Origin of the sequence: Cobetia crustatorum (genome assembly GCF_000591415.1) — a bacterium.
Taxonomy (GTDB): domain Bacteria; phylum Pseudomonadota; class Gammaproteobacteria; order Pseudomonadales; family Halomonadaceae; genus Cobetia; species Cobetia crustatorum.
This window is the reverse complement of record NZ_JEMF01000078.1, coordinates 1-16,038: the sequence shown is the minus strand read 5'-3', so window position 1 is coordinate 16,038 and position 16,038 is coordinate 1. Positions and strand designations below refer to the sequence as shown.

The window sequence follows — 16,038 nt, the reverse complement described above, 5'->3', positions numbered from 1 at the left end:
TAACCTTCCCGCACCAAATCAGTGCCTCAAGCTTTTGGGCATTTCATATCCAAAAGCGCTCGGGTCATCCTGTGTGCAATAGCGACTGACATCGCCTCCTCGAGTAAGGACAGTCCCATGAGTGACTCTTCCCGCCCTAATCTGTGGCGTCGCCTGCCGTTGTGGCAGAAAATCCTTGGTGGTCTCGCGCTCGGTATTCTGGCCGGTGCTTTGATGGGCAAGGATGCTAGCGCCTTCAAGCCGCTGGGCGACATCTTCATCAATGCCATCAAAATGCTTATCGTACCGCTGGTATTTAGCACATTGGTCGTGGGTATCACGTCAATGCGCGACCCGCAGAAGATGGGCCGTATCGGCGGTAAGACCATCGCGTTGTATCTGCTGACCACGGCCTTTGCCATCACTATTGGCATGCTCGCATCGAGCATCTTCCAGCCGGGTGCTGGTGTGGACTTCAGCTTTGAGAAAGGCATGGATGCCAAGGAAGCCCCTTCCCTGGTGCAGATCCTCGTTGATCTCGTCCCCCGCAATCCGATTGATGCCTTGGCCAATGGCAACATCATGCAAATCATCGTCTTTGCCATTGGTATCGGCATTTCATTGATCATGATTGGTGACAAGGGCGAACCTGTCGTGCGCGTTTTCGATAGCTTTGCGGAAGTCATGTATAAGCTGACTGAATTCGTGATGGCCTTTGCTCCGTTTGGCGTCTTCGGCCTGATGGCGCATGTCTCCGGCAATTACGGCATGGATGTACTGCTGCCGCTAGCAAGGTGATCGGCGTTGCGTACCTTGCCAGCATCTTGCATGTACTGGTGGTGTATTCCGGCCTGCTGGCATTGCTGGGCAAGCTCAATCCGGTGCGTTATCTACGCGGCATCCTTGATGCTCTGGTCGTGGCATTTTCCTCTGCTTCCAGTTCCGGCACCTTGCCGATCTCGATCCGCTGTGCACGCAAAAATCTCGGCGTCTCTGAAGGGGTATCTGGTTTCGTGCTGCCCGTCGGCGCGACCATCAACATGGATGGCACCGCGATCTATCAGGGCGTCGTCGCACTCTTCATCGCTCAGCTGACCGGCATTGAACTGTCGATGATGGATTACGGTATGATCGTGCTGACTGGCACGCTGGCATCGATTGGTACTGCAGGCGTCCCGGGCGCTGGCCTCATTATGCTATCCATCGTACTGAGCCAGGTCGGCCTACCACTGGAAGCCATCGCAGTGATTGCAGGTATCGACCGTATTCTCGATATGGCGCGTACGACCGTGAACGTGGCAGGCGACCTAATGGTCACCACGTTGGTCGGTAAATCCGAGAAAGAGCTGGACTTCGAAATCTACAACGCGCCGCACAAGCAGTAATTACACGGGTACCGTCTTGTGTCATGAAGATGGTTGGATATGAAAATGCCCCGCTCAATGAGCGGGGCATTTTTTATGGTCAAATATCAGGCCAGTCGGTATCAAGGGCTCCGGTGTCATCCACCAGAAGTCGTCTAATGTTCAACATCTTCGGGAGGAGAATCACGCAACTCACGCCTCAGCACCTTGCCGACGTTGGTCTTGGGGAGCTCATCTATGAATACGACATGACGCGGTACCTTGTAGCTAGCCAGTTCCTTGCGTGACCAATCGCGCAGTGTCTCGGCATCCAGACGGCTGCCATCCTTGAGCACCACATAAAGCTTGATGGCCTCACCACTTCGTTCATCGGCAACGGAAACGGCGGCTGTCTCCAGCACCTCAGGATGACGCACGATGACATCCTCAACTTCGTTGGGGTACACATTGAAGCCAGAGACAATGATCATATCTTTCTTGCGATCGACAATGCGCATATAGCCATCGTCCTGGAAGACTGCAATATCACCGGTGCGCAGGAAACCATCGTCAGTAAAGCTCTCCTGCGTAGCCTGCTCACGCTGCCAGTAGCCCTTCATCACCTGCGGCCCCTTGACGCATAGCTCACCAGGCTCACCCATGGGCACCAACCCACCTTCCTCATCATAGAGTCGTACCTCAGTAGAAGGCATTGGCCGACCGATGGTACCGAGCTGAATGGCATCCAGTGGATTAAACGACACGATAGGAGATGTCTCTGTCATGCCGTAGCCTTCCGAAATATCACTGCCCGTCACACGCTTCCACTCCTCTGCCGCCTTACGCGTCAGCGCGACCCCACCAGAGGTGGTGATCTTGAGCTTCGAGAAGTCCAGCGCCTGAAAACCAGGATTATTGCAAAGTGCCACAAACAACGTATTGAGCCCGACGAACATCGTGAAATCAGCACTCTTGAGCGTCTTTACGAAGCCGGGGATATCGCGTGGATTGGGAATCAACAACGAGTGATTTCCCTCACCCAACATACAGGCCAGATGAATGGTAAAGGCGTATATATGATAAAGCGGCAGCGGCGCAACCAGCGTTTCCTGCCCTGCCACTAGCCCCTGAGTTAGCGCCATGCGCCCTTGCAGCATGTTGGCCAGCAGATTGCGATGCGTCAGCATCGCCCCCTTGGCAACCCCCGTCGTACCGCCGGTATATTGCAGCACAGCAACATCATCAAGCGCTAACGTCGGGCGCTCCCAGCGCTCAGCCTTGCCTGAGGCAATCGCCTTGCGTAGCGGAATCGCATCCGGCAGATGATAGCTCGGCACGAGTTTCTTGACGTGCTTGACCACCGTATTGATCAACAGACGCTTCACCGGTGGGTGCATGTCACCTAATTCACAGACCAGCACGTACTCCAGTTGAGTCCGGGCACGTACGCGCTCGACCTTATCGGCCATATTGGCCAGTACCACGAGGGCACGAGCACCTGAGTCATTGAACTGATGCTCCATCTCACGCTCGGTATACAGCGGGTTGGTATTGACCAGCACCAGCCCAGCACGAATGACAGCAAAGGCTACCACCGGGAACATCAGCGTATTGGGCAGCTGAATCGCAACGCGATCACCAGGCTTGAGGTCTGTCTCATGCTGGAACCAGTCCGCCAGCTGGCGGCTGGTCGCCTCTAGCTCAGCAAAGCGCATGGTACGATCCATACAGGTAAAGGCCGAGCGCTCAGCATGCTCATGGCAGGCACGCTCAAGCATGTCCATCAGCGAATCAAGACCTGTGAAATCAATCTCGTCCGGCGAACGTATGCAGGACTTTCCATCCATGGTCTCGGGCTCCATGCGCGCATCCTGTGTCGAGTTGTCTTCGGGAGATGAGGCGTCGCTGGCGTTATGCATGGCAAGTCTCCTATATCAGCGCGTGGCCTCATCCGAGTGATGATGCCCGCCACTTTATTGTTTTGAACAAGAGGCATGATTCACAGACATGTGACGCAAGCATAGCCTCAAACCTGCATCAAACGCCGTTGGCTGATTCAGCAGCTTTGTTATCACATTGAAACATACGACTGTTTCATGCCGCCTTGCGACCTTGGTGTCAGGCGCAACTCTGGAGTGCACAATAGGAAACAAGATAAAACTCACACCATGAAACGCAGCATGCCCCACAGAAGACTCTGCAGGGCATGTTATTTTGGCGAGGCGTACCGTTCACAACCTGATGATGTTGACCCGCTAGTGATAGCGAGCGATTTATCACCAGCGATGGTAGCCAGTCTCAGACCTTAGCTGTTCGTGTGGCTCAGACGCAGCTGATGCAGATAATGCATGTGTCGCTCGTACTGCTCGAGCAAGTCATTGATAACCTGATCTCTGCTATACCCCATCAGATCATAGGACTGGCCACCTTCCTTGAGAAATACCTCGGCACGACAGTAATCCTCTTCATCGCCTTCATCTTCCTGGTCCAGCCCAAGGTCCGGACGCAGGTGAGAACGAATCCGCACTCCATAGATGAAATCATATTCTTCGCCGTGACGCGCCTTGAAGTAGACACGGTCTCGACTGACCGTCACCTCAACCTCAAGCCCCTGACCGCGCAGCTCTTCAGCTAATTCCTGCATCCCCTCAGCGACGGTGCCACGCACAAAGCCGCGGACCATCGTACGCGTCGGGAAGCTCATCAGGTGTTGAGCGCGCTTGCGCCAGTTGCCCTTCTCGCCCATCGGCGTGGCCGCAGCGGTATTCACCGACAGCGAACGACGCTTGACCGACTCAAGATTAAGCTGGCGTAACAGCCCAAAGATGGATGCCAGTAGAATCACGCCAAAAGGTAACGCTGTCGCAATGGTCGCGGTCTGTAGCGCGCCCAATCCACCCGCCAGCAATAACACGATCGCCAGGACACCTACCGCAAAGGCCCAGTAAATTCGCTGCCAGGTTGGCGTATCTTCGCGCCCTCCCGAGGCCAGCATATCGACGACCATCGAGCCTGAATCTGCTGAAGTGACGAAGAATACAATGACCATCACCAGTGCGATCACAGAGGTAATGGACGATAATGGCAACTGCTCCAGGAAGGTAAATAGTGCCAAGGAGTAGTTGTCGTTAACCGTATCCACTAGTGCAGTGACGCCATGATCGAGAATCATCGAAATGGCAGTGTTACCGAAGATAGTCATCCATAGCAGAGTGAAACCTGCCGGAACAAACAATACGCCGATCACGAATTCACGAATGGTACGCCCGCGAGAAACACGTGCAATAAACATCCCCACGAACGGCGACCAGGACATCCACCAGCCCCAATAAAGTAGCGTCCAACCACCGATCCAGTCATTTGGCTCATAGGCATAAAGCTCAAAGGTCTTACCAACAATATCGGCCATATAGAAGCCGGTATTCTGGACAAATGCCTTGAGCAGGAATGCTGTCGGGCCCAGCAGCAGCACGAACAACATCAACACTACCGCCAGCCCAAGATTCAACTCGGACAGGATGCGAATGCCCTTATCGAGCCCAGTCACCACCGAAATGGTCGCAAGACCAGTGATGATGACAATAATCGCGACCTGAGTAATATCGTTGTTAGGCAGTCCTGTCAGATGCGAGAGCCCAGAATTGACCTGCGCGACACCATAGCCCAGCGTGGTGGCAACACCACAGACAGTACCCACGATTGCAAAGATGTCGACCGCATGCCCGATCGGGCCATAGATGCGGTCACCTATCAGTGGATATAGCGCACTACGCAAGGTCAGCGGCAGCTCATGGCGATAGCTGAAGTAAGCCAGGATCAGCGCAACGATGGCATAGATAGACCAGGCATGCAGCCCCCAATGGAAGAAGGTCAGCTTCATGGCTTCACGTGCAGTCTCTACCTGTTCGGGAGTTCCCGTTGGCGGATTCAGGAAGTGCATGACGGGCTCGGCTACACCGAAGAACATCAGGCCAATCCCCATGCCTGCCGAGAACAGCATCGCGAACCAGGTCACGTTCTTGTAATCAGGTAGAGAATGATCTGGGCCCAAGCGTATCTCACCGTGACGTGAGAACCCGACATAAACGACAGAAACAAGCACAATGGCCACACACAGGATATAAAACCAACTGACAGTCTCAGTAATCCAATGCTGGACTGATTCAAACATCGATACGGCAATTTCCGAGAAAAAAGCCGTAAAGATCACCAGCAGCAGGATAATAGCATTGGCACTAAAGAAGACGGGCGGGTTGACCTTGGCAAACACGCCACTACGCAGCGGGGCATTGGCGGGGTCGCCGCCACCCGCAGCAGGGGTAGAACGCATGGAAATATCCTTGTGAGACTATCAGGAAGACGAGGCGCAAGAATTCTCTGCACATCGTATTAGCAGCAAAGAAACCATCAATTTTGGCGCGGATAGTACCACCTTATGTATCTACAACCAACGCAGTAGACTCGCTTGCTTTCCATGTCCTTGCATCTTCTTTTTCAGCAACCTTCACTCCCTCCCTTCTCATCCCTGAGATGACGTTTCTTTCCCTGCTTTTTACACACTGCCACTCTATCCAAAGAACATAATATGACGACATGCGTTTTAGAGGAGGTGTCAACATGGCCACAAAAAGCACAATCCGCTCGCTAGGAATATCCTTGGCATTGGTCGCCGCCCTCCCCATGTCTCCAGCCATGGCGGAACCAGGCCGTGGCGGATTTTACGAGCACGGTATTGTGGGGCCAGGCATCGTGATAAGACATGGAGGACCAGGCAGAGCAGCTCACTGGGCACCAGGAGGCCCGGGGCATGGGCATGGCCTACCTGGCAACGCGCGAGGTATCTGGGTCGGTGCGACTCTCTTCTTCCTGGCCGCCGGCACCTACTATCTTTGGGACGCGAGTCAGGAGCAATATCTTCCAGTTCAGGCACCGGCACCCGCGACGTTGTCAGCACCGGCAGTGGATGTCATTGCCTACCCCTCCAAAGGCCAACACGAAGACCAGATCGCTCGTGATCGCTATGAATGCCATCGCTGGGCCAACCAGCAGAGTGACGCTGAGGTTAACTCGGTAGCCCCACCTGTTACCGCAGGCAATGCCGATATCTACCGCCGTGCATTAAGCGCCTGTCTGGCCGGTCGTGGGTACAGCGTTCAGTAGTCGCACGCAGTACACGCTTGATGAGTCGGCATGAGCCAATAAGACACAAAAACGCCCGCCACGAGCGCCATGTAACGAGCGTTTTTGTTCCGCTGGCCTCAAGAATAGAAAGACCTCACTGGTCGTCATCACTAACCGCGACGTTTCTGGTGACGCTCACGGTTGGTGTCGCGCGCTGAACGCGACTTGCGCAACATGATGAGCGTGGCACCCAACCCACCATGACGCGGCGTAGCACTGCACCATGCCTGCACTTGAGGGATCTGCTCTAGCCAGTGCACCAGGTAGGCGCGGATGAGGGCTGCGTGAGACTCGCTATCGCGCCCTCTGCCATGAATGACTAGCAACGAGCGTAATTCGCTCTCCCATCCATCACGGACAAAGCGCTGTACTTCTCGCCGACATTCGATCAAAGGCCGGCGTATCAAGTTCAGCTGCGCCTCTGGTGGATAGCCGCCGTGGCGGAGGCGTTCCAACACCCCCACCTGAATGCCATCACGACGATACTCGATGGGGTCGTGGGGTGACAGATGCTCCACATAGCTATCAGACAGTCCATCGAGTTCATTACCGAGCGATTTCTGAGCGTCCTCACGACGCACAAGCTGCGCATTGCTAGGCCCCTGAGACCTAGCAGCAACATCTGCTCGATCAATGCCGCGCGTCAGTGGTGTGACATCGAGCATCTCACGCCGAAATAGGTCATCCACCTCGGCACCACTCACTTCGCGCGACGCAGATATCATCACCGGGGAAAAACGAGACATGGCACCCTCCACGATCGATCAGGATGAGGGGTCGCTACTGGCAATAGACTTCGGTGTGCGGGAGTCGCTCCGGAAGCGCACTTTCCTGCCGCCCCCTGCTATCCACTTGTCATTGTCCATACACAATAACGCCCCGAAACAAAGCATGCCTCGGGGCGTTGGTCAGACTCAAGTCATTGACCGTATTTTGTCGTACTGATACTTAACGACCGGTCTTGAGCTTTTCCCAGTACTTCTGATAAATCGGCAAGGCATCTCCCACATCAGTCTGGAACTCACCACGCTCAAGATCTGCCTGGGTCGGGAAGACGACCGGATTGTCCCGCACTTCAGGAGCCATCAATTTCTTGGCTGCCAGACTCGGCGTGGTATAGCCAACATACTCACTGATTTCCTTGCTGACTTCCGGGCTGATCAGGTAGTTCATGAATTGATACGCCGCCTCTACGTGGCGTGCATTGGACGGGATGGCCATGGTATCCATCCACAGGATGATGCCTTCCTTGGGATAGACATAATCCACTGGCACGCCTTCCTCATTGGCCTGATAGACCTCACCGTTCCAGATCAATCCTGCATCGACCTCACCCTGCATGAAGGGTACCCGCGCAGCGTCAGAATTGAACGCACGCACATTCGGCATCAGCTGGGTCAGCTTCTCGTAAGCTGCCTTGATTTCGTCAGGATTAGTGGTGTTACCACTGAAGCCGAGACTTGCCAGTGCGACGTGGAAGACTTCACGCATGTCATTGGACAGCAACAGCTTGTCGCGATACTTGTCATTCCACAGATCATTCCAGCTGCTCAGCTCACCCGTCTCGACGTAATCAGGGTTATAGCCGATACCGGCACTGCCCCACATATAAGGCACGCTGTACTGATTGCCCTTGTCGAACTCACGATCGACCAGATTCGGATCGAGATCCTTGAAGTTGCCCAGCTTGCTGATATCCAGCTTCTGAAGCAGCCCTTCTCGTGCCATCTTGTCGATGTAATAGGTCGACGGGAAGATGAGATCATAACTGTTGTTGCTGTCCAGCAGCTTGAGCTTGGCATACATCGCTTCATTGGAATCGAAGGTCGAGTAGATGACATCAATGCCGGTCTTTTCCTCGAAACGCTCGATCACCTCATCAGGCATGTACTCAGTCCAGTTATAGACATACAGCACCTTGTCACTATCATCGGCGATAGCCTGGCTTGCACTACCCAGCGTCATGAAGGAGGCCGTTACCGCTGCTACAGCAGTGACTAGCGCAGTACGGGGAGCGATACGGGAAGACAGAAATTGCATGTTACTTTTTCTCCTTGATCAACAACTGGGAAACCACCAGCAGGCATAACGACAAGCCCAGCAATAGGGTCGCCAATGCATTCACTTCAGGCTTTAGCCCCAGACGTACCATCGAGTAGATGCGCAGCGGTAGCACTTCGAAGGTTGGCCCGGTCACAAAGGTCGAGATCACCACATCATCCAGCGATAGAGTAAAGCTAAGTAGCCAACCGGAAGCAATGGCAGGCAGCAAGGCTGGCACTAGCACATGCCATACCGCACGCGACTCACTGGCTCCGAGATCTCGCGCTGCCTCTAGCAACTGCGGATTGATACCCGACAGGCGTGAATAGACCGTAATGACGACGAATGGCAGACAGAACGTGGCGTGAGCGACGAGCAACGAGAAGTAACCCAGCTGAATGCCAAGGGCGATGAACAGCGCCAGAAATGCAATCGCCATCACGATGTCCGGCATCATCATTACCGTGAACAGCATGCCATTGAGCAACGGCTTGCCCCGAAAACGATAACGATGAAGTGCCGTCGCGGTCAGCGTGCCGATCAACGTCGCCAACGTCGCGGCAGTCACTCCAAGCCATAGCGTATTGACTGCCGCCTCCATCAGATTGCTATTCCCCAGCAACTTATCGTACCAGCGCAGGCTAAAGCCACCCCACGCAAACGGATTCCGTGAGTCGTTAAACGAAATCCCGATCAGCACCAGAATGGGTACGTACAGCAGTGTAAAGATCAGCGTCATGTAGCAACGACTGAACATGCGCAGGCTCACCGCATTACGCAAGCTCATAAGGTCGCCTCGCGCTTGAACAACTTCACACTGCGATAATAGGCCAGCAGCAGGAAGGCCATTATCATCGTCAACATCACGCTGATGGCAGACCCGAAGGACCAGTTGTTGGCCTCCAGGAATTGGCCCTTGATGATGTTGCCGATCAGCGGATGGCGTGAGCCACCGAGCAAATCGGAGACGTAGAACATGCCCATCGCCGGCAGGAAGACCAGTAGCACGCCCGCAATGATGCCCGGCATGGTCAACGGCAGTACGATATGGCGGAAGGAGGCAGCTCCATTGGCGCCCAGATCACGCGCAGCTTCAAGGGTTGCGCGACTCAACTGCTCAAAGACGGCATACAGCGGCAGAATCATGAACGGCAGCAACATATAGACCAGTCCGACAATCACGGCCTCTTCGGTATACAGCAGCCGTAGGGGGGCATCGATCAACCCAAGACTCATCAACACGTCATTGAGCAGACCACGCGTAGCGATCAGGGTACGCAAGGCATAGATCCGGATCAGCGAGTTGGTCCAGAACGGAATGATCACTAGCAGCAATAACAGTGGCTGCAGACGCGGGCTAGCGCGTGAGATCATCCAGGCAAACGGATAGCCGAGCACTAGGCATATCACTGTCGTGATCAGGCCGATCCACAACGAATGACCAAAGACACCGATATAGACCGGACTGATCAATTGACCGTAGTTACTAAGGAAACCTTGCCACAGCACTGCTGGACTCAGGTCAGAGAAATTCAACTGCCCTGTACTTTCCGGCATCAGACTCACCAGCACCACCAACAGCGTAGGTGCCAATACCAGCAGAATCAGCCAGCCCCAGATGATGGTCAGCGTGGCAGTCTTGAATGGGTTGCGCACCAGACTCATGCACCCGCTCCTGTCGAGGCGGGAGATACGGGTCTAGCGGGCGCTTCATCGTCCGGAAGAATGATCTCCCAGTCAGGCACCCAGCTGACACGTACCCGCTCACCGAGCCGATAATCAAAGTCCGGATCATCTTCATCAAAGAACTCACTGGCGAGCATCTGCTGGCCACTATCGAGCTCCAGCACAGTATCCAGTGTCATCCCCTTATAGTTACGCTCAATGACGCGCGCGGGGAAACCTTCCGTAGCATCGACGAGTTTCAGGCGCATGTCTTCAGGGCGCAACAGCACCTGCACGGCCTCACCGCCTGCATACTCACGGCCATGACTGCTGAGCTCAAGGCGCTTGTCCAGCACTTGAATCTCGATACGCCCCGCGGGTAGTGGTCGAATGATCTGCGCCGCGAGCTGATTGATCTCACCGACAAAACGCGCCACAAATAAAGTATTCGGTGATTCATACACTTCACGCGGTGTACCAATCTGCTCAATACCGCCTTCGCGCATCACCACGACGCGATCTGACATCGACAGTGCTTCTTCCTGATCATGTGTCACGAAGACGAAGGTAATCCCCAGCCGGCGCTGCAGACGCTTGAGTTCATTCTGCATCTGCTTGCGCAGCTTGTAATCCAGAGCCGACAACGGTTCATCCAGCAGAAGCACGCGCGGACGCTTGACCACAGCGCGGGCAATGGCCACACGCTGCTGCTGACCACCAGAGAGTTGATCCGGGCGGCGATCCGAGAGATGCGCCAACTGAACCATTTCCAGGGCTTCGCGCACCCGCTCATGAATCTCGGCCTTGGCGACCTTTTCCATTCGCAGGCCAAATGCCACGTTGTCATAGACATTCATGTGCGGAAACAGCGCATAGCTCTGGAAGACCGTATTGACTGGGCGCTCATGAGCGGGCATGTCATGAAGGACGCCACCCTCGAGCGTGATACTGCCCGAGTCAGGATCTTCAAAGCCGGCGATCATTCTGAGCACGGTCGTCTTGCCGCACCCAGAGGGACCTAGCAGCGTTACGAACTCACCATCATTCAAATCCAGATCCAGGTTATCAAGTACCTTGCGATCGCCAAATGTCTTGGAAATGGAACGCAGCTTGATCAGAGGGGCAGGCGCAAGAGCAGAACTTTTCATCGGCAGGCTGTCACCTCCAAGGGGAAACGCGAGCGCCTCCCTGATACATGAAAGGCGCGCCGATCAAGGCGCGCCCATACGCAAACTTTGTGCTATTCCTGTCAACACCACTGCAAGGTCTGGTGCTACCTGAACGGCTTATGTGCAGTGAATATTATCATGACCATCAGTCACCTGCGAGAAAGGATACCGCAGGCGTTGCGCGCAAGAAACGTGCTGATATCTCAGCCATGAGAGGGATGCAATGCGGTAGCGATAGCACATGAAAAAAAAGACGCCGATGACTCTTGGCCACTGGCGTCTCTCATCAAGGCCTATCAATCACGATATATCAGAGGGTCATTCTACTTTCGGCAATCTGTTCATGAAGTCAACGATATACTTGGCGATTTCGACGGGCTTTTCCTCAACCGCAAAGTGCCCTGCCTCCAACAAGTGCAGCTCAGCATTGGGAACATCTTGCAAATAGGCCTCCGCGCCTGCCGCGATAAAGGCAGAGTCATGCTTGCCCCATACAATCAAGGTCGGAGGTTGACGCTCACGCAAATAAGCTTGCCATGCAGGATAATCAAGTAAGTTATTATAATAATCCTGAAGTAGTTGCACCTGAATCATTCTATCACTACGCGCTTCCAGAAAGTGCAAGTCGTGTGTCCAACTATCGGGACTCATCACATGAGGCATCGTGGGCACATCGCGCAGATATTGTTTTTCAACAATGGCTTGCTGTCCAGTGAATGCATAGAGCATGTCGCGTTGAGCCTGTGATGTGTCTTGATGAGCCCTCTTGAAGAAGGCTTGTCTGGCAGGCGTCAGTCCCGCCAGATAGGCATTGCCATTCTGTACGATTAATCCCTGTAGCTTATCCGGGTCATTGAGCAGCATTCTAAAGCCGACGGGTGCACCGAAGTCCTGGACATACAGGCTATAGCGCTCGACGCCCAATGCCTTGAGCAACCCCTCGGTATATCGCGCAAGACGGTCAAAGGTATAGGGCTGCTCTTCAGGATCAGGACGATCACTATAGCCAGACCCCATATAATCCGGTGCGACGACATGATAGCGGCCCGACAGCAACGGAATCAGCTCTCGATAAGAATGTGAAGAGGCAGGATACCCATGCAGTAGTACGATCGTTTGAGCATGTTGCTCACCCGCTTCGCGATAGAAAAGACGCTGCCCTTCTACCATGGCATATCTGTAATACGTCTTGGTAGGCCAGACAGCATCAGTAGACTCAAGTACATCCGCTGATTGACCACCGGCCAAGGGGCCTGCCTGGGTCGCGTCATTCGCCCCAGCCACTGGCACCATCACAGCACTGAGTGACATGATGACGGCGGCGCACAATATCGCTGACGAGCGCACTGGATAACGGCTCCGTAACTTCCCGGTAGCCGCGGTATATCGTACCGCCGGAGTACTCTGCGTAGATAACATCATGGACGTCTTCCTGAAATGAAATGCCTGTTGGTATTGTCCTCTATCGGCAGGCTTGTGGTAGGCGCACCCGATGACTGACATGAAAAAGGCCCAGCGAAGCCGCGGGCCTTTTTCATGTCGGTGCTATCGACCATGTCTCAAGAATGATGCAGTCGCTGACCACGAAACCCTCTGTTCATTACGAACAGACATCTCAAAAAGATGCAGTCCTGTTCTAGCGGTGCATGCTGGTCTTTGCATGTCTGGTTGCCGATTCACCCAACGGATCTGACTCACCCGCAGCTAATGCTTGCGTCATTTCAGACTCGACATCATTGACTCCCGGCAACACCTCCGTCAGACCACAACTCAACCGTGCCTTCTCAGCCTCACGCGCCATCGCCAACGCTTCACGCAGTGGTTCAAGGCGCGGATGTGGTGCTTCTCCGGCATCTCCTGCAGGTAAATCCCAAGGTAGCGCATGCGCCAATTCCCAGAGGGAGTAGATATTGAGATCACGTCCCAGCACCCATTGGCCATCTTGCGTCTGACTGGCAATATTCTCGGTAATCAGCGGTTTTAGTACTCGACGATAGCGACTGCCCAGTACGTCGGTCAGGCTATCATCTGATAACGGCTCACCGCGTTCGTGGGCATCCTTGAGCAACATCACCGCCCCGAGGGTCTGCCAGAACGGCGGCCAGCGATGCCAATCAGCATGCGAGCGTTCCCCCATCCATGCAGCCACTTCTGCCCCTAGCAGTACAATGCACCACGACAGGAAAACCCATAGCAGAAATAGCGGCACAGCAGCAAAAGCACCATAGATCGCCTGATAAGACGGGAAGTGCGTCACGTACATCGAGAAGCCGCCCTTGGCCAACTCCAGTGCCAGCGCAGTGGTCAGTGCTCCAACCGCTGCATCTCGCAAGCGCACCTTGCAGTTAGGCACCGCGGCAAATATGAAGGTAAACGCCGCAGCACTCAGCAACGGTGGCAACAAACGCAATAACACTGCCTTTCCTCCCAGCAGTGACGCCGCCGAGTCAAAGAAGGACAGTGATGTCAGGTAGGATGAAAGCAAGAAGCCTGAGCCCAGCATCAGCGGACCCAACGTCAATACGGCCCAGTACATCAAGAAACTCGAGAGTCCCTTGCGCCCTTCTGGCACCTGCCAAATGGCATTGAAAGCACCTTCGATGGTGATCATCATCAGCACCGACGTGACGAACAGAAAGATCAACCCGACTGAGGTCAGGTTGCGTGCCTGACCAGAGAATTCGTTGAGATATTGCAGTATCGTTTCGCCGGTAGACGGCAGAAATTGAGCAAATACGGTGGTCTGGAGCTGATCGCCCACACCATCAAAGCTCGGGATCACAGCAAACATCGAATAGATGACCGTCATCAATGGCACCACGGCGAATAGTGTGGTGTATGTCAGTGCCGATGCTGTTTTTTTACCGTCATGAAAGTTGAAACGTGACACCAACTTGAGTACTACGCCGATAGCGAGCATCACCCGCTGCATCCCTGGCAGTTGTGGCATTCTTGTGCGCCCCTCTACAATGCGTGCCTAATTCTTAAGCTGTCGTAGGTCTCAGCCCATGACGCTTTCATTCTGCCATTAGCCTGTCCGAAAACGGAGACAGTCATGCCAATATTGAAACTCTACCACAACCCGCGCTGCTCCAAGTCACGCGAGGCTCTAGCACTGCTGGAGTCTCGCCTCGGCAGCGAGGGTTTCGAGATCATTCGCTATCTGGACAACCCACTTGATCGAGAACAACTGGCGGCACTCGCCACGCGCCTGGAGGGTGGGGCTCGTGCACTCACTCGTGAGAACGAGTCCGAATGGAAGGCATTGACGCTCACTGATGCCAGCGATGCGCAACGACTGGATGCCATCTCCGCAACACCGAAGCTGATGCAACGGCCCATCCTGGATACCGGGCGCCGGGCTATGATCGGCCGACCACCAGAGGATGTCCTTGCCCTCCTCGATGATGCCTGAAGTCTGTTCACCTGATCTGAAGGGATATCCATGTCAGTCATAACACCTTACGTACTGGTGCTTTACTACTCACGCCACGGTGCAACACAAACACTGGCCGAGCAAATCGCGTCGGGTATCGAGTCAGTGGGCGGCATCGAAGCCCGCCTGCGTCGAGCCCCCGAGGTATCAACCACCTGCGAGCAAACACAGGCAGAGATCCCTGACAGCGGCGCGATGTATGTCGAGCTGGACGACCTACGCCACTGCGCCGGTCTTGCCCTCGGTAGCCCAACCCGCTTTGGCAACATGGCGGCGCCACTCAAGTACTTCCTCGATTCCACCAGTGAGCTGTGGATGAATGGTGCACTGATCGACAAGCCCGCCACCGCCTTCAGCGCCTCAAGCTCATTGCATGGCGGTCAGGAAACCACGCTGATCACCATGCTGATTCCGTTGCTGCATCACGGCATGGTCTATGCGGGCGTGCCCTATAGCGCCACTGAGCTACTCGAGACGACTCAAGGCGGAACGCCTTACGGTACGACACATGTCAGCGGCAAGCGTGGTGACAATGATGTCGATCAACATGAGTGTCGACTGGCCCACGCACAAGGCAAGCGTATCGCACGCTTGGCTCTTTCCATGCTGCCCTTGAGGGAGAAATAGATGCGCGCCTGGCTTGAACGAGTAGAACGCGAAAAAGGACTTGAGTCCTTGGAAGCACAGAGTCGCCGCGGAGTCATCTTCAGCTTTACTGCGCTAGCGATCCTGCTGTTAGTGGGAGGAATTCAATTGATGATGCAAAGCGACAACAATGGCCTGTTACCGCTATTGATTCGCTTGCTGCCTATTGCGCTATTTCTGCCGGCCGTGTTGACACGTCGCGCACGCGGTCACGTCTGGTTGGCTTTTGTCAGCCTTCTCTACATCATGCAAGGCGTCATGCTGGCCAGTGTGCCAGGCCATGCTGTGATGGGCGTACTGGAAGCACTCGCCGCGGTGGGCTTGTTCGTTTCCAGCGTGGCATATGCGCGTTTTCGCTCTCGCCACCAGAAGCGTCTTCGCCAGTCATGATGCGCTCTGCTTGATAATACATCTCTGATGCGCCAAGCCACATTGCGTGGTGATACCTGATTATTTATCCCCTTGGATGCTTCGCACTACTCCTGCTTGTCCAGCATTCACTAGACTGGCAGGGGTAGTGCGCCACACCTGCGCGCGATTGCAGCACATGAGATAAAGGGCTCTTCGACGTTTCATG

Annotated in this window: 13 protein-coding genes and 1 pseudogene; 5 read left to right on the top strand and 9 right to left on the bottom strand. The window is 54.6% G+C overall.

Annotated elements, in window-relative coordinates; all coding sequences use genetic code 11:
* Positions 1-117 precede the first annotated feature (117 nt).
* Positions 118-1,364: pseudogene (locus BF12_RS20385) on the top strand (dicarboxylate/amino acid:cation symporter).
* A 134-nt stretch (positions 1,365-1,498) separates the two neighbouring features.
* On the opposite strand, the gene BF12_RS0114500 reads toward BF12_RS20385, so the two are convergent.
* Positions 1,499-3,169 carry an AMP-binding protein gene (locus tag BF12_RS0114500; RefSeq protein WP_035160266.1) on the bottom strand — a complete coding sequence of 557 codons (1,671 nt, stop codon included), beginning with the start codon at positions 3,167-3,169 and terminating at the stop codon, positions 1,499-1,501.
* Positions 3,170-3,627: 458 nt separating this feature from the next.
* Positions 3,628-5,652: a BCCT family transporter gene (locus BF12_RS0114495; protein WP_024952892.1), complete on the bottom strand. Its 2,025-nt coding sequence runs from the start codon at positions 5,650-5,652 to the stop codon at positions 3,628-3,630.
* Positions 5,653-5,939: 287 nt separating this feature from the next.
* Here BF12_RS0114495 and BF12_RS0114490 point away from each other — a divergent pair, with 287 nt between their 5' ends.
* Entirely contained in the window at positions 5,940-6,482 is a 543-nt protein-coding gene (locus BF12_RS0114490; RefSeq protein WP_035160255.1) for a hypothetical protein, read from the top strand.
* 131 nt (positions 6,483-6,613) lie between these two features.
* On the opposite strand, the gene smrA is transcribed toward BF12_RS0114490, so the two are convergent.
* The 7 genes from smrA to BF12_RS20380 all read right to left on the bottom strand — a co-directional run bounded on the left by smrA (position 6,614) and on the right by BF12_RS20380 (position 14,330).
* Positions 6,614-7,249, bottom strand: coding sequence for a DNA endonuclease SmrA (gene smrA / locus BF12_RS0114485; RefSeq protein ID WP_246116550.1), 636 nt, complete (start codon positions 7,247-7,249; stop codon positions 6,614-6,616).
* 202 nt (positions 7,250-7,451) lie between these two features.
* Complete coding sequence (locus tag BF12_RS0114475) at positions 7,452-8,543, bottom strand: ABC transporter substrate-binding protein (protein ID WP_024952888.1); 1,092 nt, start codon at positions 8,541-8,543, stop codon at positions 7,452-7,454.
* Between the two features lies 1 nt (position 8,544).
* Entirely contained in the window at positions 8,545-9,333 is a 789-nt protein-coding gene (gene potC / locus BF12_RS0114470) for a spermidine/putrescine ABC transporter permease PotC (RefSeq protein ID WP_051511041.1), read from the bottom strand.
* Positions 9,330-10,211, bottom strand: coding sequence for a spermidine/putrescine ABC transporter permease PotB (potB, locus tag BF12_RS0114465; protein WP_035160254.1), 882 nt, complete (start codon positions 10,209-10,211; stop codon positions 9,330-9,332). The genes potC and potB overlap by 4 nt, the downstream gene beginning before the upstream one ends.
* A complete protein-coding gene (gene potA, locus BF12_RS0114460; RefSeq protein ID WP_024952885.1) occupies positions 10,208-11,359 on the bottom strand; it encodes a spermidine/putrescine ABC transporter ATP-binding protein PotA in 1,152 nt (383 codons plus the stop codon). Before potA ends, potB begins: the two co-directional genes overlap by 4 nt.
* Positions 11,360-11,698: 339 nt before the next feature.
* A complete protein-coding gene (locus BF12_RS0114455; protein ID WP_084488136.1) occupies positions 11,699-12,691 on the bottom strand; it encodes an alpha/beta fold hydrolase in 993 nt (330 codons plus the stop codon).
* A gap of 325 nt (positions 12,692-13,016) precedes the next feature.
* The gene (locus tag BF12_RS20380) at positions 13,017-14,330 is read right to left on the bottom strand and encodes a YihY family inner membrane protein (protein WP_088743838.1); all 1,314 of its coding nucleotides are present in this window, start codon (positions 14,328-14,330) and stop codon (positions 13,017-13,019) included.
* Positions 14,331-14,435: 105 nt separating this feature from the next.
* Here BF12_RS20380 and BF12_RS0114445 point away from each other — a divergent pair, with 105 nt between their 5' ends.
* The 3 genes from BF12_RS0114445 to BF12_RS0114435 are packed head-to-tail and all read left to right on the top strand — an operon-like array spanning position 14,436 to position 15,851.
* Positions 14,436-14,795, top strand: a complete 360-nt coding sequence (locus tag BF12_RS0114445; RefSeq protein ID WP_024952882.1) for an arsenate reductase family protein — start codon at positions 14,436-14,438, stop codon at positions 14,793-14,795.
* Positions 14,796-14,825: 30 nt separating this feature from the next.
* A complete protein-coding gene (gene wrbA, locus BF12_RS0114440) occupies positions 14,826-15,443 on the top strand; it encodes an NAD(P)H:quinone oxidoreductase (protein ID WP_024952881.1) in 618 nt (205 codons plus the stop codon).
* On the top strand, positions 15,444-15,851 hold the full coding sequence (locus BF12_RS0114435) for a DUF2069 domain-containing protein (protein ID WP_024952880.1): 408 nt from the start codon (positions 15,444-15,446) through the stop codon (positions 15,849-15,851).
* Positions 15,852-16,038: the final 187 nt, after the last annotated feature.

Excerpts from the sequence above, each read along its gene's own strand:
- BF12_RS0114500 (WP_035160266.1), bottom strand. The coding sequence starts at position 3,169 with ATGGATGGAAAGTCCTGCATACGTTCGCCGGACGAGATTGATTTCACA.
- BF12_RS0114495 (WP_024952892.1), bottom strand. The coding sequence starts at position 5,652 with ATGCGTTCTACCCCTGCTGCGGGTGGCGGCGACCCCGCCAATGCCCCG.
- BF12_RS0114490 (WP_035160255.1), top strand. The coding sequence starts at position 5,940 with ATGGCCACAAAAAGCACAATCCGCTCGCTAGGAATATCCTTGGCATTG.
- smrA (WP_246116550.1), bottom strand. The coding sequence starts at position 7,249 with ATGTCTCGTTTTTCCCCGGTGATGATATCTGCGTCGCGCGAAGTGAGT.
- BF12_RS0114475 (WP_024952888.1), bottom strand. The coding sequence starts at position 8,543 with ATGCAATTTCTGTCTTCCCGTATCGCTCCCCGTACTGCGCTAGTCACT.
- potC (WP_051511041.1), bottom strand. The coding sequence starts at position 9,333 with ATGAGCTTGCGTAATGCGGTGAGCCTGCGCATGTTCAGTCGTTGCTAC.
- potB (WP_035160254.1), bottom strand. The coding sequence starts at position 10,211 with ATGAGTCTGGTGCGCAACCCATTCAAGACTGCCACGCTGACCATCATC.
- potA (WP_024952885.1), bottom strand. The coding sequence starts at position 11,359 with ATGAAAAGTTCTGCTCTTGCGCCTGCCCCTCTGATCAAGCTGCGTTCC.
- BF12_RS0114455 (WP_084488136.1), bottom strand. The coding sequence starts at position 12,691 with ATGTCACTCAGTGCTGTGATGGTGCCAGTGGCTGGGGCGAATGACGCG.
- BF12_RS20380 (WP_088743838.1), bottom strand. The coding sequence starts at position 14,330 with ATGCCACAACTGCCAGGGATGCAGCGGGTGATGCTCGCTATCGGCGTA.
- BF12_RS0114445 (WP_024952882.1), top strand. The coding sequence starts at position 14,436 with ATGCCAATATTGAAACTCTACCACAACCCGCGCTGCTCCAAGTCACGC.
- wrbA (WP_024952881.1), top strand. The coding sequence starts at position 14,826 with ATGTCAGTCATAACACCTTACGTACTGGTGCTTTACTACTCACGCCAC.
- BF12_RS0114435 (WP_024952880.1), top strand. The coding sequence starts at position 15,444 with ATGCGCGCCTGGCTTGAACGAGTAGAACGCGAAAAAGGACTTGAGTCC.